At 53.6% G+C, this 25195-nt stretch carries 24 protein-coding genes; 11 read left to right on the top strand and 13 right to left on the bottom strand.

Annotation, left to right across the window (positions count from 1 at the left end):
• Positions 1-398 precede the first annotated feature (398 nt).
• Complete coding sequence (locus IGR76_07645; GenBank protein MBF2078384.1) at positions 399-581, top strand: hypothetical protein; 183 nt, start codon at positions 399-401, stop codon at positions 579-581.
• 116 nt (positions 582-697) lie between these two features.
• Here the strand turns inward: IGR76_07645 and IGR76_07640 are convergent, their stop codons facing one another.
• The 5 genes from IGR76_07640 to IGR76_07620 all read right to left on the bottom strand — a co-directional run bounded on the left by IGR76_07640 (position 698) and on the right by IGR76_07620 (position 3973).
• Positions 698-1771 carry a YdcF family protein gene (locus tag IGR76_07640; GenBank protein ID MBF2078383.1) on the bottom strand — a complete coding sequence of 358 codons (1074 nt, stop codon included), beginning with the start codon at positions 1769-1771 and terminating at the stop codon, positions 698-700.
• Between the two features lie 78 nt (positions 1772-1849).
• Complete coding sequence (locus IGR76_07635; protein ID MBF2078382.1) at positions 1850-2668, bottom strand: cobalt-precorrin-6A reductase; 819 nt, start codon at positions 2666-2668, stop codon at positions 1850-1852.
• Positions 2638-3378 carry a class I SAM-dependent methyltransferase gene (locus IGR76_07630; protein MBF2078381.1) on the bottom strand — a complete coding sequence of 247 codons (741 nt, stop codon included), beginning with the start codon at positions 3376-3378 and terminating at the stop codon, positions 2638-2640. The genes IGR76_07635 and IGR76_07630 overlap by 31 nt, the downstream gene beginning before the upstream one ends.
• Before the next feature lie 102 nt (positions 3379-3480).
• The gene (locus tag IGR76_07625; protein MBF2078380.1) at positions 3481-3660 is read right to left on the bottom strand and encodes a hypothetical protein; all 180 of its coding nucleotides are present in this window, start codon (positions 3658-3660) and stop codon (positions 3481-3483) included.
• A gap of 70 nt (positions 3661-3730) precedes the next feature.
• The gene (locus IGR76_07620) at positions 3731-3973 is read right to left on the bottom strand and encodes a hypothetical protein (protein ID MBF2078379.1); all 243 of its coding nucleotides are present in this window, start codon (positions 3971-3973) and stop codon (positions 3731-3733) included.
• Positions 3974-4128: 155 nt separating this feature from the next.
• Here IGR76_07620 and IGR76_07615 point away from each other — a divergent pair, with 155 nt between their 5' ends.
• Together IGR76_07615 and IGR76_07610 are read left to right on the top strand one after the other, a co-directional pair.
• Positions 4129-6678, top strand: coding sequence for a mannose-1-phosphate guanyltransferase (locus tag IGR76_07615; protein MBF2078378.1), 2550 nt, complete (start codon positions 4129-4131; stop codon positions 6676-6678).
• A gap of 224 nt (positions 6679-6902) precedes the next feature.
• Positions 6903-7370: a single-stranded DNA-binding protein gene (locus tag IGR76_07610; protein ID MBF2078377.1), complete on the top strand. Its 468-nt coding sequence runs from the start codon at positions 6903-6905 to the stop codon at positions 7368-7370.
• A 3-nt stretch (positions 7371-7373) separates the two neighbouring features.
• Here the strand turns inward: IGR76_07610 and thiO are convergent, their stop codons facing one another.
• Positions 7374-9377 (bottom strand): glycine oxidase ThiO, encoded by a 2004-nt coding sequence (gene thiO / locus IGR76_07605; protein MBF2078376.1) that lies wholly within the window; start codon positions 9375-9377, stop codon positions 7374-7376.
• Between the two features lie 91 nt (positions 9378-9468).
• Positions 9469-10788, bottom strand: a complete 1320-nt coding sequence (locus IGR76_07600; protein MBF2078375.1) for a hypothetical protein — start codon at positions 10786-10788, stop codon at positions 9469-9471.
• Positions 10789-11059: 271 nt separating this feature from the next.
• Between IGR76_07600 and IGR76_07595 the strand changes: the two genes are divergently transcribed.
• Both IGR76_07595 and IGR76_07590 read left to right on the top strand, forming a co-directional pair.
• Positions 11060-11341 carry a DUF433 domain-containing protein gene (locus IGR76_07595; protein MBF2078374.1) on the top strand — a complete coding sequence of 94 codons (282 nt, stop codon included), beginning with the start codon at positions 11060-11062 and terminating at the stop codon, positions 11339-11341.
• A 21-nt stretch (positions 11342-11362) separates the two neighbouring features.
• A complete protein-coding gene (locus IGR76_07590) occupies positions 11363-11686 on the top strand; it encodes a DUF5615 family PIN-like protein (protein MBF2078373.1) in 324 nt (107 codons plus the stop codon).
• A gap of 69 nt (positions 11687-11755) precedes the next feature.
• On the opposite strand, the gene IGR76_07585 is transcribed toward IGR76_07590, so the two are convergent.
• Positions 11756-12097 carry a (2Fe-2S)-binding protein gene (locus IGR76_07585; GenBank protein MBF2078372.1) on the bottom strand — a complete coding sequence of 114 codons (342 nt, stop codon included), beginning with the start codon at positions 12095-12097 and terminating at the stop codon, positions 11756-11758.
• A 123-nt stretch (positions 12098-12220) separates the two neighbouring features.
• Between IGR76_07585 and cimA the strand changes: the two genes are divergently transcribed.
• Positions 12221-13894, top strand: a complete 1674-nt coding sequence (cimA, locus tag IGR76_07580; GenBank protein MBF2078371.1) for a citramalate synthase — start codon at positions 12221-12223, stop codon at positions 13892-13894.
• Between the two features lie 5 nt (positions 13895-13899).
• Entirely contained in the window at positions 13900-14685 is a 786-nt protein-coding gene (locus IGR76_07575; GenBank protein ID MBF2078370.1) for an RNA methyltransferase, read from the top strand.
• 3 nt (positions 14686-14688) lie between these two features.
• On the opposite strand, the gene IGR76_07570 is transcribed toward IGR76_07575, so the two are convergent.
• Positions 14689-15606: an NAD(+) kinase gene (locus IGR76_07570; GenBank protein ID MBF2078369.1), complete on the bottom strand. Its 918-nt coding sequence runs from the start codon at positions 15604-15606 to the stop codon at positions 14689-14691.
• A gap of 233 nt (positions 15607-15839) precedes the next feature.
• On the opposite strand from IGR76_07570, the gene IGR76_07565 reads away from it, so the two are divergent.
• Complete coding sequence (locus tag IGR76_07565; GenBank protein MBF2078368.1) at positions 15840-17594, top strand: hypothetical protein; 1755 nt, start codon at positions 15840-15842, stop codon at positions 17592-17594.
• A 145-nt stretch (positions 17595-17739) separates the two neighbouring features.
• Positions 17740-18720: an SDR family oxidoreductase gene (locus IGR76_07560; GenBank protein MBF2078367.1), complete on the top strand. Its 981-nt coding sequence runs from the start codon at positions 17740-17742 to the stop codon at positions 18718-18720.
• A 116-nt stretch (positions 18721-18836) separates the two neighbouring features.
• Here IGR76_07560 and ndk read toward each other — a convergent pair whose 3' ends face one another.
• From ndk to lepB, 3 genes are all read right to left on the bottom strand, one after another.
• Positions 18837-19286 carry a nucleoside-diphosphate kinase gene (gene ndk / locus IGR76_07555; GenBank protein MBF2078366.1) on the bottom strand — a complete coding sequence of 150 codons (450 nt, stop codon included), beginning with the start codon at positions 19284-19286 and terminating at the stop codon, positions 18837-18839.
• A 124-nt stretch (positions 19287-19410) separates the two neighbouring features.
• Positions 19411-20214, bottom strand: a complete 804-nt coding sequence (locus tag IGR76_07550) for an RMD1 family protein (protein MBF2078365.1) — start codon at positions 20212-20214, stop codon at positions 19411-19413.
• A gap of 146 nt (positions 20215-20360) precedes the next feature.
• Entirely contained in the window at positions 20361-20930 is a 570-nt protein-coding gene (gene lepB / locus IGR76_07545; GenBank protein ID MBF2078364.1) for a signal peptidase I, read from the bottom strand.
• 470 nt (positions 20931-21400) lie between these two features.
• On the opposite strand from lepB, the gene IGR76_07540 reads away from it, so the two are divergent.
• The gene (locus IGR76_07540; GenBank protein MBF2078363.1) at positions 21401-21748 is read left to right on the top strand and encodes a resolvase; all 348 of its coding nucleotides are present in this window, start codon (positions 21401-21403) and stop codon (positions 21746-21748) included.
• Between the two features lie 83 nt (positions 21749-21831).
• Positions 21832-23937 carry a M3 family metallopeptidase gene (locus IGR76_07535; protein ID MBF2078362.1) on the top strand — a complete coding sequence of 702 codons (2106 nt, stop codon included), beginning with the start codon at positions 21832-21834 and terminating at the stop codon, positions 23935-23937.
• Here the strand turns inward: IGR76_07535 and IGR76_07530 are convergent.
• The gene (locus IGR76_07530) at positions 23934-25043 is read right to left on the bottom strand and encodes a hypothetical protein (protein ID MBF2078361.1); all 1110 of its coding nucleotides are present in this window, start codon (positions 25041-25043) and stop codon (positions 23934-23936) included. The genes IGR76_07535 and IGR76_07530 overlap by 4 nt on opposite strands.
• Positions 25044-25195: the final 152 nt, after the last annotated feature.

Below are 25195 nucleotides of genomic sequence, written 5' to 3'. Positions count from 1 at the left end.
GTACCTCAACTCACGCGCCTCTCATCCCGACGCTGACCTTTCAGGTACATCGCGGGGCTTCCCGTCTAAAAGCTAACGAGGCGATGAACAAATATTTACTTTTGTTAATATACACCACAACAAAAACTTATAATTCACCCAACAAGGGGAATGTCTCGGAAATTTTTTAGCATTCCATGACGGTAGGAGACTGGATCTTGTAATCCTTGCGCCAGACTGTAGCGGAGACCTGCGTGATTCTATCAGCGATCGCCCTAACCCATAAAGAGAATGACCCATGCAGGCTGGGTATTTCCTCAGATTTCCGTAGCTTGCACTGTGAACAAGATTTTCTAAACTAGTTCCTAGTGACTGACTACCCAGTAGCAGATCACTTGATGCTGACTTGAAGGATTACTATGTCGCAATTCGTAACGCTTCAGAATGGAACGTACACGATTAATCTGGAACAGATTTCCAGCATCGAATGGAAAGGCGACAAATCTAAAGCCATTGTCAAAATGAGAAATGGCAATCCGTTCAAGCTGATGGACGAAGACTACACGATGCTGCACAATCTGGTGCTTGGGCAAAGTCGTTAGGGATGAAGTCTGGGGCGCGATCGCTAGCATGACAGGAGGGATTGACCGGATTTGAGTATCCCCATAATCTGTCCATGTCCTTGCTGCGATCGCGTTCAAGATGTGTGGGTTTAGGGCTAATAGGCCAACGGATTGAGAAGCCATCCCCGCAAGAAGTAGTACATATAGATCAAATACTCTTCGACAACACGGGTGGACAGGGTAAGCGCGTCCGCATTGGGGATCAAATCCCGCAGGCGAGCGAGGGACAGTTCGTCCCGAAATTGAAACCCGAAGAAATCGGTGGCGGAGGGGATAACGTTTTGCTCTGTAAGGCTCAATGCCTGGGCAAAGGTGAGTCGCGCCCGCCGCATGATCAGGGCTGGGGCAACTAGCACGATATTAAATAATTGACCTTCCCGATCAATGATGTTGATTTGTTCTTCATCATTGATGAGGAGATCGACTTTCAAGCCTTTTGCTGACAATAGCTCCCCAACTCGGACAGCGCTACTCCGCAAACTTTGGGAGTCGCTATCTACCAAAATCGCGGCATTGGGCACCCCCTGGCTGGTCAGAATGGAGCGAATATTTTGTTCGACTGCTGCTGTATCGACCCATTGAAAGCCAGGGCTGACCACCATGAAGGGAGGTTGTCCTCGTTGACGTTGCTCGTTATAGAGGCGGGCACCGACAGTCAGACGGGTCAAAAAGGAGGTACCGAAGCCACTTTCCGCCTGACTGACCGGGCCATCGGCAATATAGATGGGATCGGTCGGTTTCGTGCTGCTGCCTAAAATCACAATCGCCGCCACGGGCTCCTGCAAACGGGCCTGATTCCTACGTACCGTGGCCGTGTCTTGGGCTTGGGCGACTAGCGTATAGGATACGATCGGCAAACTCGCCACCACCAGGATAATCAGCGCGGCTAAAATTTGTCCCCCGCCTTTGATCTCCTTAATGCCTACCCGCAGAACGCTCGCCAGCAGAATGATGCTGAGGCCGAGCGGGGTTAGCGGAAACAGCAGAATATCCGAAACGGCAGACACCGCATCATTGCTGGGTTCAAAGAAGGCCACCAAGATAAAGAGGACAATAAAAATGCCCCCTAACCAGGTTAAATAGACCTGAGGCACTCGTTTGAGTCCCCAAACCCACAGGAAGTAAATGGCTAACCCCAACAGAATGAGGCGAGAAATTAATTCAGGCATAGGTACGCCCTTGACGTGTGCTTGATGTGTGGATGCCAGTCACCTCATTAAAACAGATTTAGCCAACCGCGAACCACCCTAGATGTGATGTGCAGATTCATAAACCTGTTTGCAAAACGCTAGCGATGTGGTCAAATCCGATGTCCATTGGGGATAGGGGATGGCAGGACGGGCGATCGCCACACAGCGAATCCCTAACTCCTTGGCCAGTTGACGCTTCACATCCTCGCCGCCCGGCGCACCCGATGCCTTGGTCACGACGACGGAAATCCGCCACTGTTGCCAGAGTGCCCGCTCTAGGGAAGGGGAGATGGGGGGACGGAGGGCAATCAGGCGATCGGAGGTAAAGCCTGCGGCGATCGCCGCTTTCAGAGCCACCTCCGAGGGTAAAATCCGGGCGAAGAGAACCGCTTGATCTTGATACGCCTTGAGCTGGCCTAGCCATCGATAGCCGAGGGTGAATAGCACCCGTTCTCCCTGAAGGGCACCGCTGGCGAGGACGGTTTGCAGACTATTGGCGGTCTCACTAAACGGTTCAGATTGAGGATCGGAATCAATCGTAGGGCGCTCGTAGCGAAGATAGGGAAGTTTCAGCGTTTGGGCAAGGGCGATCGCCTGCTGCGAAATATCCACCGCAAAGGGATGGGAGGCATCCAGAATGCCGATGACTCGATAGCGTTGCACAAACTCGGTGATCTGGGATGCATTTAGGGTTCCCACATGACAAACCAGAGTGGGGGCAACGGGATAGAGCGATCGCGCCGATTCGGTAGTGACGCTAGCCACACAGGGAATCCCCGCTTCTACAAGGTGCTGAGCCAGGATTTTACTGTCCTGGGTGCCGCCAATGAGCCACAGGCGATCGCTCACCCAAAGGTCACCTTGTAGAGTTGGAATAATTCTCCAGGCTGGGTTTTGGTGATTTTGCCCCCCTTGGCTTTTAGCAGTGCTTTCCAGTTGTCCAACGGTTCTAGGAAGACCTCCGCTCCCAGGTACATTTCTAAAATGGCCCAGTTCTCAGCCAACTCCGCCTCTGGGTCAATCACGTCAAAGACAAGGCTGCTACCCGGCTTTAACACTTTCTTAATGCCGTCAAGGACCGTGTCCCAATAGGCCAACGGATAATAGCAGCTCCACCCCGTCGCGATGACTAGGTCAAACTGCTGCAGCTCGTAGGGAAGTTGGTGGGCTGCCCCTAGGTGAACGCCTTTGAATAATTTGGAATTAAGTTGGGGGCCACGGGAGGTGAGGGCATCTCGCGCAACGGTGCTGATATCCTGCCCGTAGAAGTAGGCCTCCCAGTCCCGCCAAGGATAGATCAAAAAACTTAACCCACAGCCCAAATCAAGACAGCGATCGCCCTTTTTCGGTTTGGCGATCGCCCAAAAGGGAGACGCAATCCGGCTGGCTAACTGATGACTGGCCCAATCCCGAAAGACGGGTAACGCTTCCACTTCGGCAGGTAAATCAAACGCTTCTCCCTTGTATTCCTTGTTGTAGCGCTGAGCGACTGCATCAATGAGGAGCTGCCACCCGGTGGGGCGATCGCCCAAAAAACCTGATAATCCTGGCCCACTGGCAGTATTTGTATTTGCTTTTTTTGCCATGACGTATCCCTAAACGACGTAAGCAGATCGGGCGTACAGCGTGATTCCGTGCTGAAGTACGAACCAGGGGCTGCATAATAGCCCCTCGCCCTTAGGAAACGCCTATCCCTTTAGTGCTTTATTAAAATTCTGCCGATAGGAACGGTTTGCGGCTAGCAGCACAGGCCAGAGCGCTGTGAGATACAAACGCCCCTGACTGTAATTCGTACGGTGAAAGCCATTCCAAAATTTCCAAGCTCCGCCACCATAGGCAAGGAGTAACAATAGTCCAAGCAAAGGCATTGCACAATCTCCAGAAACGGTTGAACAATGACGCTGATTCAGAATCCGATTCAAATTCAGAGTCTTCCTTTCAGTGTAGGATAGCTGACAAAAACCCGACTATGGCCTGGGGTATGCTCAGAACCATCATGCTTGTTTGAATACTAAACGTAATGACTGCCCGTGAAGGATAGAGAGCATTCGGTTTCGCCCCTTCACGTTTGATATAGTCAGCAGGGAAACCGCTTTCTTCGGTATGCTCAGAAGCATATAGAGTCAATGCTTTAACTTCGTATTTTTTTACATTTCCCCACGGTTCAATAGAGTGAGCCATGGGGATGATCAAACGCCTTGAGTAAACGCTTCCGTTTCCAGCTTGTGTCGCTCAGGTACCTACACTCTAAAGCGTGAAGACTGTGCTGGCATCCAAGGACTCTAGACTTTTGCCCATCGTGGGTGTCGAGATCGCTAACTGTTAAGGAGGACATCATGAGAGCAGTGTTGATGGCCGGAGGTTCAGGAACGCGGCTACGTCCGCTCACCTGCGATTTACCCAAACCCATGGTGCCGATTCTCAATCGCCCAATTGCCGAACACATTATTAATCTGCTCAAACGGCACCATATCCGGGAAATTATTGCAACGCTCCATTATTTGCCGGATGTGATGCGGGACTATTTCCAGGATGGTAGCGATTTCGGAGTCCAGATGACCTATGCGGTCGAAGAAGATCAACCCCTGGGCACCGCCGGATGTGTAAAGAATGTGGCTGAACTCCTCGACAGCACGTTTCTGGTGATTAGCGGTGATAGTATTACTGATTTTGATTTGTCAGCCGCGATTCGGTTCCACAAAGAGCGTGGCGCAAAGGCAACGCTGATTCTAAAGCACGTTCCAACCCCCCTAGAGTTCGGTGTGGTGATTACCGATGAAGCCCAGCGCATTCGTCGATTTTTAGAAAAGCCATCCAGCAGCGAAATTTTCTCGGATACGGTGAACACTGGCACCTACATTCTGGAACCAGAGGTTTTGGAATACCTGCCCCCCAATCAGGAAGCGGATTTTTCGAAAGATCTCTTTCCGTTGCTGTTGGAAAAGGGCGAACCCATGTATGGCTTTATTACGGATGGGTACTGGTGCGATGTGGGTCATCTAGATGCCTATCGCAAAGCCCAGTACGATGCCCTTTCGCAACGGGTTCAGCTTGATTTTGCCTACGAGGAGCGATCGCCCGGTATTTGGATTGGGCAGAACACCCATATCAACTCTACCGCCCACCTAAAAGCCCCCGTATTAATCGGGCACAACTGCCGCATTGGCGAACGGGTGACGATTGAACCGGGAACCGTGATTGGCGATAACGTAACTGTCGGATCTGATGCAGATTTGAAACGCCCGATCATTTGGAATGGAGTCATCGTTGGTGATGAGGCGCACTTGCGAGCCTGTGTGACGGGTCGGGGTGTTCGGGTTGATCGACGGGCTCATGTGTTGGAAGGGGCGGTTGTAGGATCGCTATCTACCGTCGGTGAGGAGGCTCAGGTTAACCCCGGTGTGCGCGTCTGGCCAAGTAAGCTCATTGAACCAGGGGCGATCTTGAATATGAATTTAATCTGGGGACAGGCCGCGCATCGCAATTTGTTTGGGCAACGGGGCGTGGCGGGATTAGCCAATATTGATATAACGCCGGAATTTGCCGTACGGCTGGGAGCGGCCTTTGGCTCGACGCTAAAACCCGGTTCGGAAGTGATGGTTTCACGAGATCAGCGCAGTATTTCGCGGATGGTGTCGCGATCGCTCATTGCTGGGTTGATGTCGGTCGGCATTAATGTTCAGAACCTTGAAGCCACCGCTATTCCGCTTGCCCGTACCGTGGTTCCCATCCTTCAAGGTGCAGCGGGAATCCATGTGCGGGTGGATCCAGAGCGTTCCGACCATATTTTGATTGAATTCTTTGATGAGCACGGCATTAATATCTCAAAAGCCCGCGAGAAAAAGATCGAAGGGGCGTATTTTAAGGAAGATTTCCGACGGGCACAGATCCCAGAGATTGGCGACGTTGTTTATCCCAGCCAAATCGTGAACCTTTACAGCATTGCCTTTGAGCGCTTGCTGAATGTGGAGGCCATCCGGAACGGTAATTCTAAAGTCGTGATTGACTACGTGTACGCGGTGTCGGGTGCAGTGCTGCCCCAGTTGCTGAATAAGTTTGACTGTGATGCCGTGGTTCTCAATGCCAGCTTGAGTCAGAACGCGCCATCTGCCCAAGACCGGGAGGTGCTGCTGAATCAGTTGGGTCATGTGGTCGAAGCGATTAAGGCCAATCTAGGTGTGCAGGTGTCTGCGAATGGGGAACAACTCATCTTGGTAGACGAAACTGGCAGTCCCATTCGCGGAGAATTGCTAACGGCCCTCATGGCGCATGTCTTCTTAACGGAGCATCCGCGATCCACGATTGTGGTTCCAGTCAACGCCTCTAGCGCTGTGGAGCAAATTGCCCGTCGCCACGATGCCAGGGTGGTGCGAACCAAGGCGAATCCGACGGCGCTCATGGAGGCTTGCCACGCGGATCAGGACGTTGTGCTAGGGGGCAGTGGCGAGATGGGCTTTATTTTCCCCCAACTCCACCCCGGCTTTGACGCCATGTTCTGTATTGCCAAGTTGATTGAGAAACTGACGATTCAGGATCGTTCACTGGCTCAAATTCGGGCAGAATTACCGCGTGTTTGTCATCGCTCTATTACGGTCCGGTGTCCGTGGACGGTGAAAGGCCGACTGATGCGCTATTTTGTCGAAAGTCATCCCAGTGAAGATTTAGACCTGACGGATGGCGTCAAGATTCTGAACGCGCAGCACGATAGCTGGATCTTGGTCTTGCCCGATGCGGGGGAACCGTTGGTGCATCTTGTGGCCAACAGCAACGATCGCGGTTGGGTGGACGAGACTTTGCGGGAGTATCGCGCCTACGTCCAAGAATTTGTGGATCGAGAAATTGACCTGGGTGAATCGTCCTACGATTATGAAACCCTCAGCCTGTAGCGATCGCCCTTTTCGAAAGCAGTACAAATGTTTTAAGCTAGAAAAAGGCTGCTTCGGGGTTGACGCCCAAGCCAAACACGATATGATGAAGCCGCTTGCGACGGTTCGCCGGAACAAGCACTCGTTTCGGTATCGCTACACCAAGGGTTTAGGGACACTAGCGCTCTCCGGTGGTATCGAAAGCGATCACCTAGTCCAACCACTTTTAAGACCATTTCAACGCCATGAACAGTTGCATTTTTTTAGCCGACATCGTCCAGGATCCGCAGCTCCGCTACACCGCAGATAATCTGGCGATCGCCGAAATGATGGTGCAGATTGAGGGAACCCGGGAGGGTGAACCCCCTGCCCAACTGAAGGCGATTGGCTGGGGCAATCTCGCGCAGGAAATTCAGGAGCAATACCATGCGGGCGATCGCATTTTGATTGAAGGTCGCCTCAGCATGAACACCGTCGATCGCCCGGAAGGGTTCAAAGAAAAGCGGGCGGAGGTGACGGTTCGGCGTTTGCATCGTTTGGGTTCGGGCGGGACGGTGACTAGCTATAGTGCGCCCGTCGCTACGACCGCCGCCACCCCATCGCGCCTGTCTAGCCCGCCACCTGCCGCCAAGACCGTCCGTCAAGAGCTTCCCCAACCTGCCTATGCTGCTCCAAGCACTGACGAGACGAATTTTGACGACATCCCGTTTTAGCTCCTACTCCGTGATGGTTCCGGTGATGGGGGAACTGGCGATCGCATAGGTTTTGACGGGAATGCGCCCTGCTAGGTAGGCCATGCGTCCAGCGGCGGTGGCCTGTCCCATGGCCTGCGCCATTAGGACGGGATTCTGAGCCAGGGCAATCGCCGAGTTGATCAGCAGTGCCGATGCCCCCATTTCCATTGCCATCGCCGCCTCGCTGGGCGTCCCAATTCCGGCATCCACCACCACCGGAATTGAAGCATTCTCGATGATGATCTCGATATTGGCGGCGTTGCGAATGCCCTGCCCCGACCCAATCGGCGATCCCAGAGGCATCACGGTGGCACAGCCTGCCTCTTCAAGGCGTTTGGCTAGTAAGGGATCAGCATTGATGTAGGGCAGCACTGCAAACCCTTCTTTAACCAGTTGTTCCGCAGCTTCGAGGGTGCCGATCGGGTCGGGTAACAGATACTTGGGATCGGGGATGACTTCCAGCTTGACGAAGGTATTGTCTTCCTGACCCAGCAACTTGGCCATTTCACGCCCCAATCGCGCCACTCGTACCGCTTCCTCGGCGGTTTTGCAGCCTGCCGTGTTGGGCAGCATCCAAATTTTGCTCCAGTCCAGAGCCTCGGCTAAGCCTTCGTGTCCGGGGGCATTGGTCTGGACGCGGCGGATAGCCACCGTGACGATTTCGCATCCACTAGCGGCGATCGCCCCGCGCATGTGATCAAAGGTTCGGTATTTCCCCGATCCGGTCATCAAGCGCGATTTGAAAGACCGTCCCGCAATTACAAGGGGGGAATCCTCAAAGGTGGATAGGGGTGTAGCCGAAGATTCTAAGGTTTGCACAGGTATAGACTCCAATACAGGTTGAGCATAGGATACAGGGGAGGGCGAGAGAGGAGCGATCGCCCCAGAGGTTGCAGACGTTGTGAATCGCTGCCATGAAAAATGGGACAGCAATGGATCGTCCGTTTGGTTCACAATGCGATCGGCTAGTAGCGAGGCGGTGACGGGAGCTAACAGAACGCCATTCCGATGATGGCCTGTTGCCAAGGTTAGATTTTCCCATGGACTTTCCCCTAGGATCGGTAGCTCATCCGGGGGCGTCGGACGAAAGCCCCACCACAGTTCCTCGATGGTTAACGCTTCTAAGCCAGGAACCAGGCGGGTGGCTCGCTGCAACAGGGCTTGAATGCCTGCTGCCGTATTGCCCGGTTGAAAGCCTACCCGTTCACTCGTTGCGCCAATCACAATCTGTCCATTCCGACGCGGCACAATGTAAATGTCCTCGCCAAACAGCACCCGTCGCAGGGGCGTCTCTAACCGATCTGCGCCCTGTAAGGACAGCATTTGTCCCTTACAGGGATGCACCGGAAGGGGAAGCAGATCATGGCTCCAGGCTCCCAGGGCTAAAACGTAATGATGGGCGTGCCAGTCCTCCGCTGTGGTCTGCACGGACTGAATTTGACCGCAACGCTGGCGTAGTCCGGTTAAGGTAATGCCCGTTTGAATGCGAACCCCTAGCCCTTCTGCGGCTCCCTTGAGCACCGCCATCAACGCGCGATTATCAACCTGTCCGTCTTCTGGATACCACCAGCCGCCAACCACATCCGCACCCAGGCCGGGCTGGGCGTAGCGAATGGCCATTTGATCCAGCCATTGCCGGGGGAGGGAAGATTCTGTCCCTGGTAAGCGTGTGGAGACTGACGGGCTAGAGTACAGCGGTGCCAGAATCCCACAGGGCCAATATCCTGCCGACTGACCGCTGAGTTCTTCTAGTTTTGCAATCCAGTCTGGATACAGCGACCGACTGCGAACACAAAGATCCAGCAGGGCGGCATGGTCAATCTCTTCCGCTTGGGGAGCCAGCATTCCTGCCGCCGCGAGTCCTGCCGCCTCCGAGGTGCTGCGCGTCAACACGGTTACGGCTCGTCCCCGCAGCGCTAATTCAACGGCGATCGCCATGCCAATCATGCCACCGCCCACGATTAATACATCCGTTGCTTGAGCCACCGTACCTCTCCTTGAAACTAAGCCCCCAATGAAAACTGTAGGTCAAATTTATCAATCTTTCAGAACGGGTGCGGATCGGAAAACCGCGCCATCACCAAAGCTGAACTCCAGGTAATGGCTCATCCGGATTGGGATAGGGCAGCGTTGTGGGCGATGCGGTGGGGTTGGGCAGCGGGGAGGGATTCGGGTCGAATGGTTCAATCGGTTCAATGGGCTGAATCGGCTCGATCGGTTCTACAGGCTCAGTAATCGGTGGGGAGGGACTGGGAGGAGGGGACGGAATTTGACTGGCGATCGCATCCTCCACCCAGGGGACAATCTCTGTCCACCCTGATAGGGCAAAGAGGGTGAACGGAACCTGCTGAGACCGACGCAAAAGGGTAAACGCCAGCGCACTGCCCGCGATCGCGGCGACCAACGCTAACGGCAAAAAATTGAGCAGATTTTGACGGCTGCTATCCCCGGCAGCAGTGGGGATCGGCACATTCGAGATATTCGTTTCTACGACGGGCGGCGGCGGCACCCGTTGCGCTTCTGGATCGGGAAAATCGGCGATCGCCACCGCCCCAGATTCCATCGGTGGCACGTCTCCCAAGTCTTCCGCTAAATTAGACACCACGCTAGCGGCTACGGCTGTCCCTTCGTCCTCGCGAATTGCCTGCATGACCCGACGCAGCAGTTCGTTCGTTCCCGGTATGCCATTGCGCTGTTCGTACTCAATTAGCGCCCTGGATAGTAGTTCCTGGGTGGCCGCTTCACCGTGCTGCTGCTGATAGTGAGTCAGCAGTTGAAGGAAGGTCTGATCCACGGGTATCGCCGCTGGTTCGCTGGTTAGGGGCGTTTCGGCAGGGCGATCAACCGGACGGCCTGTATCTGGGACAGGAGGAATGGGTTCCGTATCTGTACCCCCAGGGACTTCAACCGAGAACAAAGCTACCTCGGGTTCGGTGGGACGCATCCCTGGTTGGATAAATGTTTCCGGGGACGGGGATGGGGGGGCAATACTCGGTAACGGTTGAGGTTCACCAACGGGCGATCGCCCTTCTCCTTCAGCGGCAGGCATCGGCTGAGGTGTAGCTGCTGCTGGGGTGGAAACGGGGGTGGGCGATCGCTCTTCCCCAGCATTCTCGGACGGTGGCGGTGGATTAAGCTCTGAAAAACTAGATCCTGCAAGGGAATCCGGCACTGCTGGTTCTGGTGTTTCCAACGGGGAAGGATTTGATGGGAAGATCGGTGGAATCGTTTCTGCGCTGGACGGTTCTGTGCTGGGAGGCTGCTCCAATGGGTCAGACGGTTCAGAATCCGATGCGGCCTCTGGCGTAAACAGCGATTCAGAGGTGCTTGGCTCCTCTCCCATGAGCCAAGACACAATGTTCTCAATAGAGGTTGGATTCGGTTGCCGTCCGGTCAATGCGATCGCCTCCTAAGAGTAGGGTTTGATATCAAATCCAAATCATTCATCCGGTGGGCTGGGGTGGGTTTCGCAATTACTCCCCGGTATAAGGCAAGGACTATCGGCTAAACCCGCCCGTACAACTATCGTTCCCATCCAGCAGCGGCAGATAACCTTGAACTTAGCACCAGTGGCTTGCATCCGTCCGCTGTGTTGAGGGTATTATGCTGCCTTGCATAGGGGACTACTAGCATGGGCGATAATAAGATAATCAGTCTGGGAGGGGAAAATGGTTCAAACGACAGAATATCTTTATGTTGTGCGAGATGATGAGATTCTACATGGAGAACCTATCATCCGAGGAACTCGTACACCTGTCAGAGCCATTGTTGAGACTTGGCGAATGGGTGTTGCACCTGAAGAAATTCCCAAAGGGATGCCTCATCTGACCCTAGGACAAGTATTTGGAGCGTTAACGTATTACAGTGACCATCAAACGGAAATTAACGACCATATAGAGCGAAACCGTATTCCTGATGAGTTAATAGATCCATTGGTTAGAGCCTTGTGAGCCGCTTATTTATTTGTTTGTTTGTACCTTGATGAAGATGTCAACGTTTTGATAGCTGACTTACTTCGAGCAAGAGGCTTTGATGTCATCACTGCACGCGATGCAGGACAACTTCATTCAACTGACGCGGAACAACTTGCTTACGCTGTAAGCCAATCAAGAACTCTGGTCACTCACAATCGAACTGACTTTGAGGAACTTGTGCAACGTTACTTTAATTCAGGACAAACACACTACGGCGTGATTTTTGCTGTTCGTCGCCCTCCCCAAGAGATTACACAACGATTGCTTGCGATTCTAAATCAAATCACTTTAGATGAGATGCAAGATCTTCGATATATTTAGCACTACAACGCGTAGTATAGCGATCAAGTTTAGCAAATACATTTTAATGCCTTGCCACATTTAGCGTTGCTATTCAGGGTCAGGTGTCCAAACTGGAGTGTCGCCCTGTCCCCAAAAGCCGTCGTACTTTGTTACCTTCACATCACCCAAGACGCGGGTTTGACATGCTAAGCGACGATTTTGCGTGAGAGAATGGGGAGGAAGCGATCGCCGGGTGCGATCGCGCCAGTTGGTTTCTGACACATCACCATCAATCTCCACCGCACAGGTACCACAGGTTCCCAACCCTCGGCAGTTAATCAGAGCCGATTGACCGTTATGAAGGGCAATTCCCTGCTGAAGCAGTGCGGTTCTCAAGTTAGTATTCGATGCGCACTCAAACGTTTGACCTTGCGCTTTAATGATCGGCATATACTCTGGTGGGTAAATGGTATACACCTTGATATTTTAAGATTTCGTTTTTGGTGGATCAGCGCTGACGACTCAGCTATTTCGTTTTGAACCGATATTCCCAGGACTGACTTTTCTGAACCCATGACCTCCGAGACAACCACCCGACGGCAAACTCCCATCTGGATCTACGACACGACGCTTCGCGATGGCGCACAGCGAGAAGGCTTATCCCTTTCCATTGATGACAAAATGCGGATTGCTCACCAGCTCGATCGGTTAGGAATTCCGTTAATTGAAGGGGGATGGCCAGGAGCGAATCCTAAGGATGTCCAGTTCTTTTGGCGGCTTCAGGAAGAACCTCTGACCCAGGCCAATGTCGTCGCCTTTTGCTCCACTCGTCGTCCGGGGAAATCTGCGGAGGAGGATACGCTGTTGCAGTCGATCCTAGCAGCGGGAACCCATTGGGTGACGATGTTTGGCAAGTCCTGGGATTTACACGTTACGGAAGGTCTAAAAACCACCCTAGAGGAAAATCTGGCGATGATCCGCGATTCGGTGGCCTTCTTCCGGCAGAACGATCGCCGCGTCATCTACGATGCCGAACATTGGTTTGATGGGTATGAGGCTAATCCAGACTATGCCCTGGACACCCTGAAAGCGGCGATCGCAGGCGGCGCAGAGTGGCTGGTTTTGTGCGATACCAATGGCGGAACCTTGCCCCACGAGGTACAGGCGATCGTGCGGGATGTGGTGCAGACTCTGGGTATTCAACCCGTTGAAGGCGGAACCTTACCCACCCTAGAGCCACTAGCCTCGCCCCAATTAGGCATCCACACCCACAATGATTCGGGAACAGCGGTGGCGAATGCGATCGCGGCGGTGATGGAAGGGGCACGCATGGTTCAGGGCACGATTAACGGCTATGGCGAGCGTTGCGGTAATGCCAACCTCTGCACCTTGATTCCGAACCTGCAACTGAAGCTAGGCTATCAATGCATCCAGTCAGACCAACTGGGTCAACTCACCGATTCCAGCCGTCTAATTAGCGAAATTGCAAACCTTGCGCCGGATGACCATGCCCCGTTTGTCGGCCTCTCTGCCTTTGCCCATAAGGGCGGCATCCATGTCAGTGCCGTTGAGCGGAACCCTCTCACCTACGAACACATCCGTCCGGAGCAGGTGGGCAACCGTCGGCGCATTGTCATTTCCGATCAAGCCGGACTCAGCAACGTGTTAGCGAAAGCCCGCAGTTTTGGCATTGACCTGGATAAGCAAGATCCCACCTGTCGTCAGCTTTTGCAGCGTCTCAAAGAGCTGGAAAATGAGGGATACCAATTTGAAGCTGCCGAGGCCAGTTTTGAACTGATGATGCGGGAAGCGCTGGGGCAACGTCCCCATTTCTTCGGGGTGGAAGGGTTCCAGGTGCATTGCGACATGAAGCCGGATGCTGACGTTTGGAACAGTCGTTCCCTCGCCACGATCAAAGTCACCGTTAACGACCAGGAAATTCTGGAAGCGGCGGAAGGCAATGGCCCGGTTTCAGCCTTGGATGCGGCACTGCGGAAGGCGTTAACGAATTTTTACCCTGAAATTGCCGAGTTCCACCTCACGGACTACAAAGTGCGGATTTTAGACGGGGGGGCGGGAACCAGCGCTAAGCCCAGAGTCTTGATCGAATCCAGCAACGGCTATCAGCGCTGGACGACGGTGGGCGTATCCACCAACATCATCGAGGCATCCTACCAGGCGATCGTGGAAGGCTTGGAGTATGGTCTGATGCTGCAACACCAGGCCAAGGCGGCCCTAACGTCCTAACCCCTATGCTCACGAGTCTGCAAAATCCGCTGGTTAAACAGCTTCGCAAGCTCCACCAAACCAAGGAGCGTCATCGTCAACAGGTCTTTCTTTTAGAAGGAACCCACCTCGTTGAGGAAGCTTGTGCTGCCCACCTTCCCCTCAGCGTCCTCTGTTTTACGGAGGCATGGCAAACGCGGTATCCCGACCTCTGCCAGCAAGCCGCCGCCGCTGCTGAGCGGGTAGAGGTGGTGAGTCCAGAGATTATTGCGGCGATCGCCACTACGGTTACGCCCGATGGTGTGGTTGCCACGGCTGGGCGCGATCGCCTGCATGAGTCGGTTCCGGTGGATGTTTCCCTAGGATTGGCGATCGAGTCGTTGCAGGATCCGGGGAACGTCGGAACCATTATCCGCACCGCCGCCGCCGCCGGGGTAGATGGCCTGTGGATCAGTCCCGACAGTGTGGATTTAGATCATCCCAAGGTGTTGCGAGCCTCGGCAGGGCAGTGGTTTCGCTTGCCCATGATGGTAAGTTCCGATCTCGTGGCGGATGTGCAGGAACGGCAAGCCGAGGGGATGCAGATTGTCGCAACGTTACCGACGGCCTCCAAGACCTATTGGGAGTTGGACTTCACTCAACCCACGCTGATTTTGATTGGCAATGAGGGAGCCGGACTGTCCCCTGAATTAGCCCAACTTGCCGATGAGCAGGTGCAAATCCCGCTGGCTCCGGGAGTGGAATCCTTAAATGCGGCGATCGCCACGGCCTTAATTCTGTACGAAGCACGCCGACAGCGAACCCAGCGTTAACGTTTAGGGCAACTCCACCGAGGTTGGCTTAGCGATGTGGGGCAAGCCCCAGCCCAGTTTTTCCCGCAACACATGGAAAAATTCCGGTGGGCGCAGGCGAATGAACTTGGCACGGTAGGGCGATCGATAAATCTGCACCCGATCTTCCGGCAACACATAGCATCCGGCATTGCCATCGACCACCATCACCAGGCGATCAGGATTGGCGGCAAAGATCGTCACAGGCTCCTCGTCTGAGAAGACCAGCGCACGGGAGGCTAGGGAATGGGGACAAATGGGAATTAGTTGTAAAACGGGAACGCCGGGGGTAATCACCGGGCCACCTGCGGAGAGGGCATAGGCTGTAGAACCCGTAGGCGTGGCAATGATCACCCCATCCGCTGCCACATCCACCGGAGCATGTTGACCAATTTCAATCTCGAAATGGCACATGCTGGTCAACGGTTCGCGATGAATCACCATCTCGTTCAGGCACAGTGCCTCCCAGATCAGGTAGCCGTCGCGGAAGACTTGAACAGTGATCATCACCCGTTCTTCAATGGAGTACTCTCCACGTTTCAGGGCATCTATCGCTTGGGGCAATTGATTCAGATAGGTTTCCGTTAAGAACCCCATATGTCCAGTATTGATAGCCAGGAGCGGAATTTGGCACGGGGCAATCTGACGGAAGGCAGACAGCACTGTGCCGTCGCCACCCAGAACCACCGCAAACTCCATCGTTTCATCAAACTCTGGCGGCACGAGTTTATCAATCGGGGTATGACAAACGGGTCGCTCTGGGCTGGAATAGCCCAAAATGCCACCCACCCCAGTCGCAGTATGAACGGTATACCCGTGCTGGCTGAACGTTTGCTTAAGCTCGTCAGCGACTCGACAGGCAATCGGTTTAATGTCGTTATAAATAATGCCTACGTTCGGCACACTCAGCGTCCACTTCCAAAACTCTAGAGAGATGCAACCCGTGTGCTGCATCGGGATACAAAGTTAGCCGCGTTCAGCATCTCTCAGCGAGAACGGCATGAATTCGGCCTCTTTATTAGATTAGTGTGTTATCGCCTGCTTTGCACAGATCGGCCTGTAAAGGTGTGTAATGTCCACCGGAGGCACAAGCACGGTTTAATGGGACTTGATCCCCACTGTTTCTAGACTTTGCCGTGGTTCATTCTGTATTTCGACCCCTGCGATCGCGATCGCAAACAGTATTTTGGCTCAGTCTCAGCCTCACCTTTGCCGCTATCTATAGTTTTCTGGCCTTGCGAATCGCGTTTAGCAGCGACTTTGTGGTTCAGGACGACGCCCGCCAGCACGTCTTTTGGATGCAGCGGTTTATGGATTCCACGCTGTTTCCGAACGACTGGATTGCCGACTACTTTCAGAGTGTTGCGCCCTGGGGATATCAGTGGCTTTACCATGGTGCGGCTCTGGTTGGTATTGACCCGCTGCTATTCAGTAAAATTTTGCCGCCCATTCTGAGCCTGATCACGGCAGCGTTGTGCTTTGGGGTAACGATTCAAATCCTGCCTGTTCCGGTTGCCGGATTCTGCGCGTCGGTGTTGCTGAGTCAGGCATTAGCCATGACGGATGCCATCTTCTCGGCAACGCCTAAGGCCTTCATTTATCCGCTGTTTTTGGCATTTCTGTACTATCTCCTGCGGCGATCGCCCCTCCCTTGCGCTATTTCTCTAGGACTTCTGGGTTTGTTCTACCCCCAGGTGATGCTGGTGGGGGCGGGGGTGCTGGTGCTACGCCTGGGGATGTGGGATCGGGGACGGCTCAAAATTGTAACCGATGGGCGCGATCGCCAAGTGTGCATTACGGGACTGGTCGCCGCGTTCGTCGTCCTGTTGCCCTACGTCGTATTGCCCAATCCCTTTGGCCCTGTGGTCACGGCAGAGGCAGCGCGACGGATGCCAGAGTTCTTGCCCGGTGGACGATCGGCCTTTTTTGACGATGCGAATCCCTGGAGCTTTTGGACCAAAGGCCGGGGCGGACTCCGCCTTGAGTCGATTCTGACTCCCGCTACAAACGCCCTGGGACTGCTGCTGCCTCTCTGTATCCGGTTCCCAGCTCGTCTACCCCTCGTCCGTGCCCTAACCCGGAACGTCGTCCTCCTGCCCCAACTGCTGATCACCTCCCTGGGGCTGTTTGCCCTGGCGCATCTGCTGCTGTTCAAGCTGCATTTACCCAGCCGCTACACCGAACATAGCCTGCGAGTCTTGCTAACTATCAGTGCTGGCATTGTCATTACTGTGGTGATGGATGCCCTTATCCAGTGGGCTTTTCCCGGATCGCCCGCTGAGTCGAATGGTTCTACGGATGTGGCGCAGCGATCGCCCCTCAAGACAACGGCGGCGATCGCCGGAACCGGACTCCTATCAGCGCTCCTGGTGTTCTATCCTGCCTTTGTTGCTGAGTTCCCCATTCCCCGCTACGAAATCGGTACGGAAGCCACCCTCTACCGCTACCTGCGATCGCAGCCTCCCGATACCTTAATCGCCTCCCTGGATAACGAAGCCAATAACCTACCGACCTTTGCCCAGCGACCGATTCTCACCGGAGATGAGTACGCCCTTCCCTATCACGTGGGCTACTACACAGAAATTCGCAAGCGAACGAGTGATCTGATTCAGGCTCAGTACAGTTTGGAGCCAAGTCAGGTGCGATCGCTCATCGAAGAGTACGGCATCGATTTCTGGCTGGTGCGATCGTCCGCCTTTAATCCGAAATATCTGCAGAACAATCCCTGGCTGCAACAATATCAGCCTGCCGCCGAGGATGCGATCGCCACCCTCGACGCGGGGCAACTGCCCGTCCTGCAAACCGTAGTGCCAACCTGTACCCTCCTGGAGAGCGATCGCCTTGCCCTACTGGAAACCCAGTGTATTTTAAATATTCTTAGCGCGGATTAGAGCGAGTCTATAGGCGATTAGAGGGGGCGATCGCCGCTTCTGCCTTAACGCCCTTCCTATAGATCACCTTTCAGGAAACTACCTCATTCTGAGTGGTATCTTAGAAAAAGTTAAAGTTTTGTTATCGAAATTCCCATATACCCTCATGACTCTATTGGTTGTTGGTGCTACTGGTACGCTAGGGAGGCAGGTAACTCGCCGCGCACTGGACGAAGGATACAAGGTTCGCTGCTTGGTGCGGAGTCCCAAGAAAGCTGCATTTCTTAAAGAATGGGGTGCCGATCTGGTGCTAGGCGATCTACGTGAGCCGGAAACGTTACCTGGAGCGCTAGAGGGAATTACAGCGGTGATCGACGCGGCTACAACCCGGGCTACGGACTCCGCACGAATGTATCAGGTGGACTGGGAAGGAAAGGTAGCGCTCATCCAAGCCGCTGTGGAAGCGGGCGTCGAACGGTTTATCTTTTTCTCTATCCTGGATGCTGAGAAATACCCGGACGTGCCGCTGATGAATATTAAGCACTGCACCGAGAAATTTCTGGCTGAGTCAGGGCTGAATTACACCATCCTCAGACCGTGCGGATTCATGCAGGGTCTGATCGGTCAGTATGCGATTCCCATCCTGGAACGTCAGGCCGTTTGGGTCATGGGCGACACCGCTCCAATCGCCTATATGAATACGCAGGACATCGCTAAATTCGCCATCAAAGCCCTCGAAGTTCCCGAAACCGAAAAGAAAACCTTTCCCGTCGTTGGCCCCCGCGCTTGGAGTGCCTACGAAATTATTCGCCTTTGTGAACGGTCATCGGGTCGGGATGCAAAGATCTCCCGCATGCCGTTGGGCTTACTCCGCGCCACTCGCAAAATTACGAGCTTTTTTGAATGGGGCTGGAATGTGTCCGATCGCCTTGCCTTTGCCGAGGTGATCGCCTCTGGGAAACCATTGACGGCATCCATGGAGGAAACCTACGCAACGTTTGGCATCGACCCAGAGGAAACCACCCGTCTGGAAGATTACATGCAAGAGTACTTTGGTCGCATCCTTAAAAAGCTCAAGGAACTAGAGTACGAAAAGGAAAAGGCCAAGAAAAAGAAGAAGACACCGTTCAAAACCCCGAAAGCCTAACAAAACCAACGAAACAATACCCCCGCGAGGCACAGCTTCACGGGGGTATCATTATCTAAATCTAATGAGTAAGGCGCTTTCATTTGTGGGGTGCGATCGCATACCCCTATGCTTTCCTATTCGTACAGCCAGGGCTTGATCGTAGGATCCCAGTTGGACAGTTCCCCATCGCTGAACCATAGGGATACTTCCCGCTGAGCCGTTTCAATGGCATCTGAACCGTGGATGATGTTGCGGCCGATGCTTACCCCAAAATCTCCGCGAATCGTTCCTGGTTCGGCGTTGAGAGGATTGGTAGCACCAATGATTTTGCGGGCAGAGGCAACTACGCCATCCCCTTCCCACACCATTGCCACCACCGGGGCAGAGGTAATGAAGTCCACCAAGCCTGCAAAAAATGGCTTGTCTTTGTGAACATCGTAATGACGCTCGGCTAGCTCACGGCTAACCGTCATCATTTTGAGTCCAACCAGGTTGAACCCTTTCGTTTCAAAGCGGCTGATAATTTCGCCCACCAGGCCGCGCTGGACGCCGTCGGGCTTAATTGCAAGAAATGTGCGTTCCACAGTGACTAGCTCCTAACTGTCTGTTGGGATTCTCTAAACTGAAGGCATGGAAACCTTCTAGCAGGTCATCACAACAATAGACCGTTGGGGCGATCGACTTCAAGCTATCGATCGGGAATCGGCATCAAGCGCCGCTAAAGAACAAATCATAGGTGGATAGTAAAATCTCAATGACAATCAGCAGCACAATGTACCACTCCATCCGCAGGGTTGAGTTGTGCTGGAGAAGGTCTAGGGCAGTTTCAGCAGTGCGTGAAATTAGTTCCAGCTTGCGTTCTAGGGCTAAATGACGCTCACGAATTTCATACTCATCTTCCAGCCGCAGAAACAGACGCTCTAAATTTGGCGCATCCCACAGCATTTCCGGCTTATCAATAATTTCGACCCGTCCTACGATTTTGTTCTGGATAAACAAATTTGTGCCGATCTGGGTCAGTAATTCCTTGCTGAGTCGCTCGTCCTTAGCCGTGCGCTGGAGCTTGGCAGCAAACGGCTCGATCCGATCAAACAGTTTTGCGGTGCTGTTCTCGTAGTGGGCGAGCACCACACTTTTTGCCAAAATCACCGAGACGATTTGCACATGCTCGACGCTAAATTCAGGCAGCCAAATGCCATCGGGTTCCACTCGTCCCTTACCCGATGCATCGAGGTGAAGACTGGTTTCTTCCGTTTCTGGGGAGGGAAACGGATCGACAATCAACGCCTGAAGTTGGGTCAGAAATGCGGCCTCTTCAACGGGCTGTAATCCAAACAGAACAACGGCTCCGTATTTGAATAACGCCGCACAGCCCTGCGAACCCACTGGAACCACAAGGGGCATAATCGCCAGAGTTTCAGTATTCTCCAGCATTTTGAGGTTGAGCCGTTCGCCAACGAATAAGGCGTAGGCTCGAACCGAGGTTTGATCGTCAAACAAAAGCTTCTGCATATCGGCTAATGTAACCAGTCTCACAGTAAAAAAACTGCAAGATTAGATTCATTTCCCTAGGGTGGTCTGTCCCTATGGTAGTCGCAGGTGACGGAGGAGGTATAGCAAAGCAACTTTGCGTTGTCTACAACTTATCTACAGTTGGTCTACAGCGGGCCAATCCGGTTGGGTGGCCAATAGCGGAAAACCGCCCGTCCCACGATGCGATCCTCCGGCAAGAAGCCCCAAACGTGGCCGTCGCAGCTATTGTTGCGGTTGTCGCCGAGTACTAGGAGTGAGTTGGGGGGCACGGTGACGGTGGGAAGTTGATAGTTGGGTGCCTCGGCAAGGTAGGGTTCGGCATCGACGGCACCGTTGATAAAGGTTTGGCCACCGCTAACCGCAACCTGCTCACCCGGTGTACCAATGACACGTTTAATAAAATCGCTGGTTTGACCGTTAGGTAAATTACACGCTTTGACCGCACTGGGAGGAGCTTCAAAAACGATGATGTCGCCTGTACTGGGTTCGCTAAACAGGTAGCTTGGCTTAAACACAATCAGGCGATCGCCCACTTCGAGGGTGGGAACCATCGATTCGGAGGGAATATGGAAGGCTTGGGCGATAAAGGTGCGAATTCCAATAGCAGCAACTAGCGCTATACCCAAGGTTTTAAACCACTCCAGCAGCTCATTGGTGGATTCTGCCTTCGGGTGATCGGATTCGGATTGTTTCATGGATTGTTATCCAAACAGACCATTGGTGAGCAATTCTGAGCCATTGTATAGCGTTTTTCTAAACGGGATGTAGAAAAGCGATCAGGGGAATGTACTATCGGTTTGAGTGATTCAGGATGATTTTACAAGGCATCGTGTAGATTAAACGTCCCTCTAACTGGTGAATGGCTCTGTTCCCATCTGCGTTTTGCCAAGGTACGGGAAAAGCTATGGTATTTCCGTTGCCTTCTACAGTGATGTGGACAACACCTCGAACGCGGCAACAACCTTCTACAATACTACTGATAAATTTTCTGATAAGTGGTTTGGGCATTTGGCAACGCCAGGTTTAGATGACAGAACGGGCGATCGCTCCCCCCCGTGCCTAGACGCGATCGCCCATCATCTACCCTCAGATTGCAAACCACTGTCATGGTTGAATCCTATCTTTTGCCTCTCTTCTATTCCCTAGACTCCTCTTGTACGAACGCATGAATCCTGAAACTGTTACTGCTCACAATGGGTTAATGACCGTAGACGATGTGCAAAAAGCCTTGGGGCGATCGCGCGCCTCGGTGTACCGCTATGCCAACACTGATCCAGAGCATCTAAATCCTGATTACGACCCCACTCGGCTCAATCCAGAATTCCGCACCCATAAAGACGAACCCATCGTGTTTCACCCCAATGAAGTCGCCCGCTTTGCCCAAGACGTATTAGGGATTAAGCACATCACCATTGAAGTGCGCGAATCGGCAGAAACGGTAACCCACCGCCTCCTGAAAGAAATCCTGAGCGAATTACGCCACATTCGCACGATGCTGGACGCCCGATCCTAAGCTGTCGCATCGGCAAGCTACAGGGATTCTCGCTAGACTGAAACGTAGTGCTAAATTCCAATCCAGTCTAATTACAAGAATTTATGAGTTCATCTGTAACTGCGCTTGAAAATCCGCTTTTGGTGGGTCAGGGGTTACCTCCCTTTGAACAGATCCAGCCCCAGCATATTGTGCCTGCGGTTCAGCAACTGTTATCTGATCTGGAAGATCAGCTTACGTCCTTAGAAGCGACCCTCAACCCAACCTGGACGGGCTTAGTTGAGCCATTGAATGCCATCAGCGAACGTCTATCGTGGACGTGGAGCATCATTGGTCATTTGATGGGCGTCAAAAATAGCGATGAACTCCGCAGTGCCTACGAAGCGGTTGAGCCTGAACTGGTTAAATTTTCTAATCGTCTTAGCCAAAGCAAGCCCATTTATGACGGATTCAAAGCCCTGCGCGAGGGTGAGCAATGGCATCAGTTAGACGAAGCGCAACATCGCATTGTGGAAACCGCCCTTCGGGATGCGGAATTTTCGGGTGTGGGGCTTGAGGGAGCTGAAAAGGAGCGGTTCAACGAAATTCAGCTTGAACTTGCCGAACTTTCCACCCAGTTTTCCAACCACGTTCTAGACGCCACCAAAGCCTTTAGTATCCTGCTCACCGACCCTGACGATGTAGCGGGACTGCCCCCTAGCCTCCTTTCCCTAGCGGCGCAAAGTGCCCGTGCCGAAGGCCATGAAGACGCTACACCCGAAAATGGCCCCTGGCGCATTACTCTGGATTACCCTAGCTACGTGCCCTTTATGCAGCACAGTCAGCAGCGGGAACTGCGCGAAAAACTGTACAAGGCTTTTGTTAGCCGTGCGTCTAGCGGAGACACGAGCAACCGTCCCCTGATTCAGCGCATCTTAAAATTGCGGAACGAGAAAGCCGCGTTACTCGGATTTGATAATTTCGCGGAGTTGAGCCTTGCCAGCAAGATGGCTCCGAATGTCCAAGCGGTTGAAGATTTGATGGAATCGCTGCGGCAGGTGAGCTACGGTGCGGCCTTGGCTGAACTCGACACTCTGCGCGATTATGCCAATCAAAAGCAGCCCGGTGCGGGGGATGATCTCAAGCATTGGGATGTGAGCTTTTGGTCAGAGCGGCAGCGGGAAGAAAAGTTTGCGTTCAACAGCGAGGAACTGCGCCCCTATTTTCCACTGGATCAGGTGTTGAATGGGCTGTTTGAGTTAGCGCATCGGCTGTTTGGCGTTTCTATTTCTCCTGCCGATGGACAGGCTCCCGTTTGGCATCCCGATGTGCGCTACTTCAAAGTAGCCGATGAATCAGGAGCGGCGATCGCCTACTTCTATCTTGATGCCTACAGCCGTCCAGCAGAGAAGCGCGGCGGTGCCTGGATGGATATGTGTGTGCAGCGGGGCAAGTTCGTGTCTGAGGATGGCACGACGGTACGGCTACCAGTGGCCTATCTCGTTTGCAATCAAACTCCTCCCGTAGACGATAAGCCGAGCCTGATGACCTTCAACGAAGTCGAAACCCTGTTCCACGAATTCGGTCACGGTCTGCAGCACATGCTGACCCAGGTGGATTATCCCGAAGCGGCAGGCATCAGCAACGTGGAGTGGGATGCGGTCGAGTTACCGAGTCAGTTCATGGAAAACTGGTGCTATCACCGTGCCACCCTGCTCGGTTTGGGTCGCCATTATGAAACCGGAGAGCCTTTACCCGAACACTACTATCAAAAGTTGCTGGCAGCCCGCACCTACATGAGCGGTAGCGCCATGCTGCGGCAACTGCACTTTAGCTTGCTGGATATTGAACTCCATTCCCGCTATAACCCCGACGGTTCGGAAACTCCGGAGGACGTGCGCGATCGCCTTGCCCAGACCACGATGGTGATGCCGCCCTTGCCCGAAGATGCGTTTCTGTGCGCGTTCGGCCATATCTTTGCGGGCGGCTATGCCGCAGGCTATTACAGCTATAAGTGGGCCGAGGTGCTGAGTGCGGATGCCTTTGCCGCTTTTGAAGAAGCCGGACTGGAAGACGAACAGGCGATCGCCCAAGTCGGCCACCGCTTCCGGGATACGGTGCTAGCCCTGGGGGGAAGTCAGCATCCAATGACGGTGTTCAAGGCGTTCCGGGGACGCGAACCCGACACAGAACCGTTGCTTCGTCATAACGGCCTCTTAGCAGCAGCTTAGGTCAACTGGAACCATCGCAACGCCGATTGCCACATCGCATAGCCAGAGCGACTGAGATGGAGGCCATCGGTTGTTAAGTCTAGGCGAAGGTTGCCCTCATCATCCGCAAACGTCGTCTGCAAATCGAGGTAGGCGACGTTTTCGCGTTGGGCGGTTTGGGCGATCGCCTGGTTCAAGGCTGTAATCCGTTCGTTGGGAATAGTAGGGAGGCGAGTGGGTAGCAAGGAGTAAACATAAACCTGAGCATCGGGGTGGCGTTGGCGCAGTTCATGCATGATTTGCTGAAGATTGGACAGCACCTCTGCATCGGTTGCCCCAGCCCGGAGGTCATTAATCCCCACCATCACATAGATCACATCGGGATTCGTCCCGTCAAACAGACTCAGACGCCGCAGCACTCCCGCCGAGGTATCCCCCGAAATGCCCTGATTGAGCCAAAAGCGATCGTGCGGTAATTGGTCATTCGGAAACCACTGGCTGAGGGAATCACCCAGAATCACCGTCAAGCGATTGCTGCCCTGCCCCCATGCCATCGCGTCTGCTTCCCGTTTCAGCAGGGCTAACCAATCCTCATATTGGGGATGATAGGTAGCGTCTTGCCACACGTTCTGAAAACTATTTGGTGGCAGACGGGTATACGTCTGACCGTTACGCAGGGCTTCCAGTCGCTGGGCGTAGAGTTGGCTACCCGACATCGGACGTACCGAGGGACTGCTTCCCGTTTCTAGAAATTCTGGGAACGGCATTGTGCTAGACACCATCGACGGCACTTGAAAGTAGGTCGAAGCAAGATCCGCGCTATCAATGGGGGGAATGGCTTTGGGAGTTTTCTCAAGCATGGACGGTGAGTTCGCTGGGGCTATTGAGCGATCGCCCATCTTGTAAGCGGTGTCGCTAGGCATCACCTGCGGAGGAAGGACGCTAAACTCTGGAGAAACAGACTCCACCGGAGTACCTTCCATGCCCTGCACAAGATTCACACCATTCTGACGGGCGATCGCCATCTCAGCATCAACCCCATTCAGATCTAGCGAGGGGGAAACCGTCGGCGCTTGGGCGAGATGTTTTTGAGCAACGAGGCTCAACGTCCACAACAATTCACTCATGGATCATCGTACTGACGACTAACGGACTTGAGCAGCAATCCTGCTGACCCCTTCTCACGGGCGATCGCCCATCCAGTCAGGACAGTTTCTACCCAAAAACCTAAAGTTTTCCTAACAAACCCCATCCCCCCAAGACTCAAGACTCAAAACTC

The organism is Synechococcales cyanobacterium T60_A2020_003 (assembly GCA_015272205.1).
Classification (GTDB): Bacteria; Cyanobacteriota; Cyanobacteriia; order RECH01; family RECH01; genus JACYMB01.
The sequence above is the reverse complement of the archived record's forward strand: the minus strand, read 5'-3'. Positions and strand labels throughout refer to the sequence as shown.

What these genes read in the sequence shown, in the direction of transcription:
- IGR76_07645 (MBF2078384.1), top strand. Translation starts at nt 399, where the DNA reads ATGTCGCAATTCGTAACGCTTCAGAATGGAACGTACACGATTAATCTG.
- IGR76_07640 (MBF2078383.1), bottom strand. Translation starts at nt 1,771, where the DNA reads ATGCCTGAATTAATTTCTCGCCTCATTCTGTTGGGGTTAGCCATTTAC.
- IGR76_07630 (MBF2078381.1), bottom strand. Translation starts at nt 3,378, where the DNA reads ATGGCAAAAAAAGCAAATACAAATACTGCCAGTGGGCCAGGATTATCA.
- IGR76_07625 (MBF2078380.1), bottom strand. Translation starts at nt 3,660, where the DNA reads ATGCCTTTGCTTGGACTATTGTTACTCCTTGCCTATGGTGGCGGAGCT.
- IGR76_07620 (MBF2078379.1), bottom strand. Translation starts at nt 3,973, where the DNA reads ATGGCTCACTCTATTGAACCGTGGGGAAATGTAAAAAAATACGAAGTT.
- IGR76_07615 (MBF2078378.1), top strand. Translation starts at nt 4,129, where the DNA reads ATGAGAGCAGTGTTGATGGCCGGAGGTTCAGGAACGCGGCTACGTCCG.
- IGR76_07610 (MBF2078377.1), top strand. Translation starts at nt 6,903, where the DNA reads ATGAACAGTTGCATTTTTTTAGCCGACATCGTCCAGGATCCGCAGCTC.
- IGR76_07595 (MBF2078374.1), top strand. Translation starts at nt 11,060, where the DNA reads ATGGTTCAAACGACAGAATATCTTTATGTTGTGCGAGATGATGAGATT.
- IGR76_07585 (MBF2078372.1), bottom strand. Translation starts at nt 12,097, where the DNA reads ATGCCGATCATTAAAGCGCAAGGTCAAACGTTTGAGTGCGCATCGAAT.
- cimA (MBF2078371.1), top strand. Translation starts at nt 12,221, where the DNA reads ATGACCTCCGAGACAACCACCCGACGGCAAACTCCCATCTGGATCTAC.
- IGR76_07575 (MBF2078370.1), top strand. Translation starts at nt 13,900, where the DNA reads ATGCTCACGAGTCTGCAAAATCCGCTGGTTAAACAGCTTCGCAAGCTC.
- IGR76_07560 (MBF2078367.1), top strand. Translation starts at nt 17,740, where the DNA reads ATGACTCTATTGGTTGTTGGTGCTACTGGTACGCTAGGGAGGCAGGTA.
- IGR76_07550 (MBF2078365.1), bottom strand. Translation starts at nt 20,214, where the DNA reads ATGCAGAAGCTTTTGTTTGACGATCAAACCTCGGTTCGAGCCTACGCC.
- lepB (MBF2078364.1), bottom strand. Translation starts at nt 20,930, where the DNA reads ATGAAACAATCCGAATCCGATCACCCGAAGGCAGAATCCACCAATGAG.
- IGR76_07540 (MBF2078363.1), top strand. Translation starts at nt 21,401, where the DNA reads ATGAATCCTGAAACTGTTACTGCTCACAATGGGTTAATGACCGTAGAC.
- IGR76_07535 (MBF2078362.1), top strand. Translation starts at nt 21,832, where the DNA reads ATGAGTTCATCTGTAACTGCGCTTGAAAATCCGCTTTTGGTGGGTCAG.
- IGR76_07530 (MBF2078361.1), bottom strand. Translation starts at nt 25,043, where the DNA reads ATGAGTGAATTGTTGTGGACGTTGAGCCTCGTTGCTCAAAAACATCTC.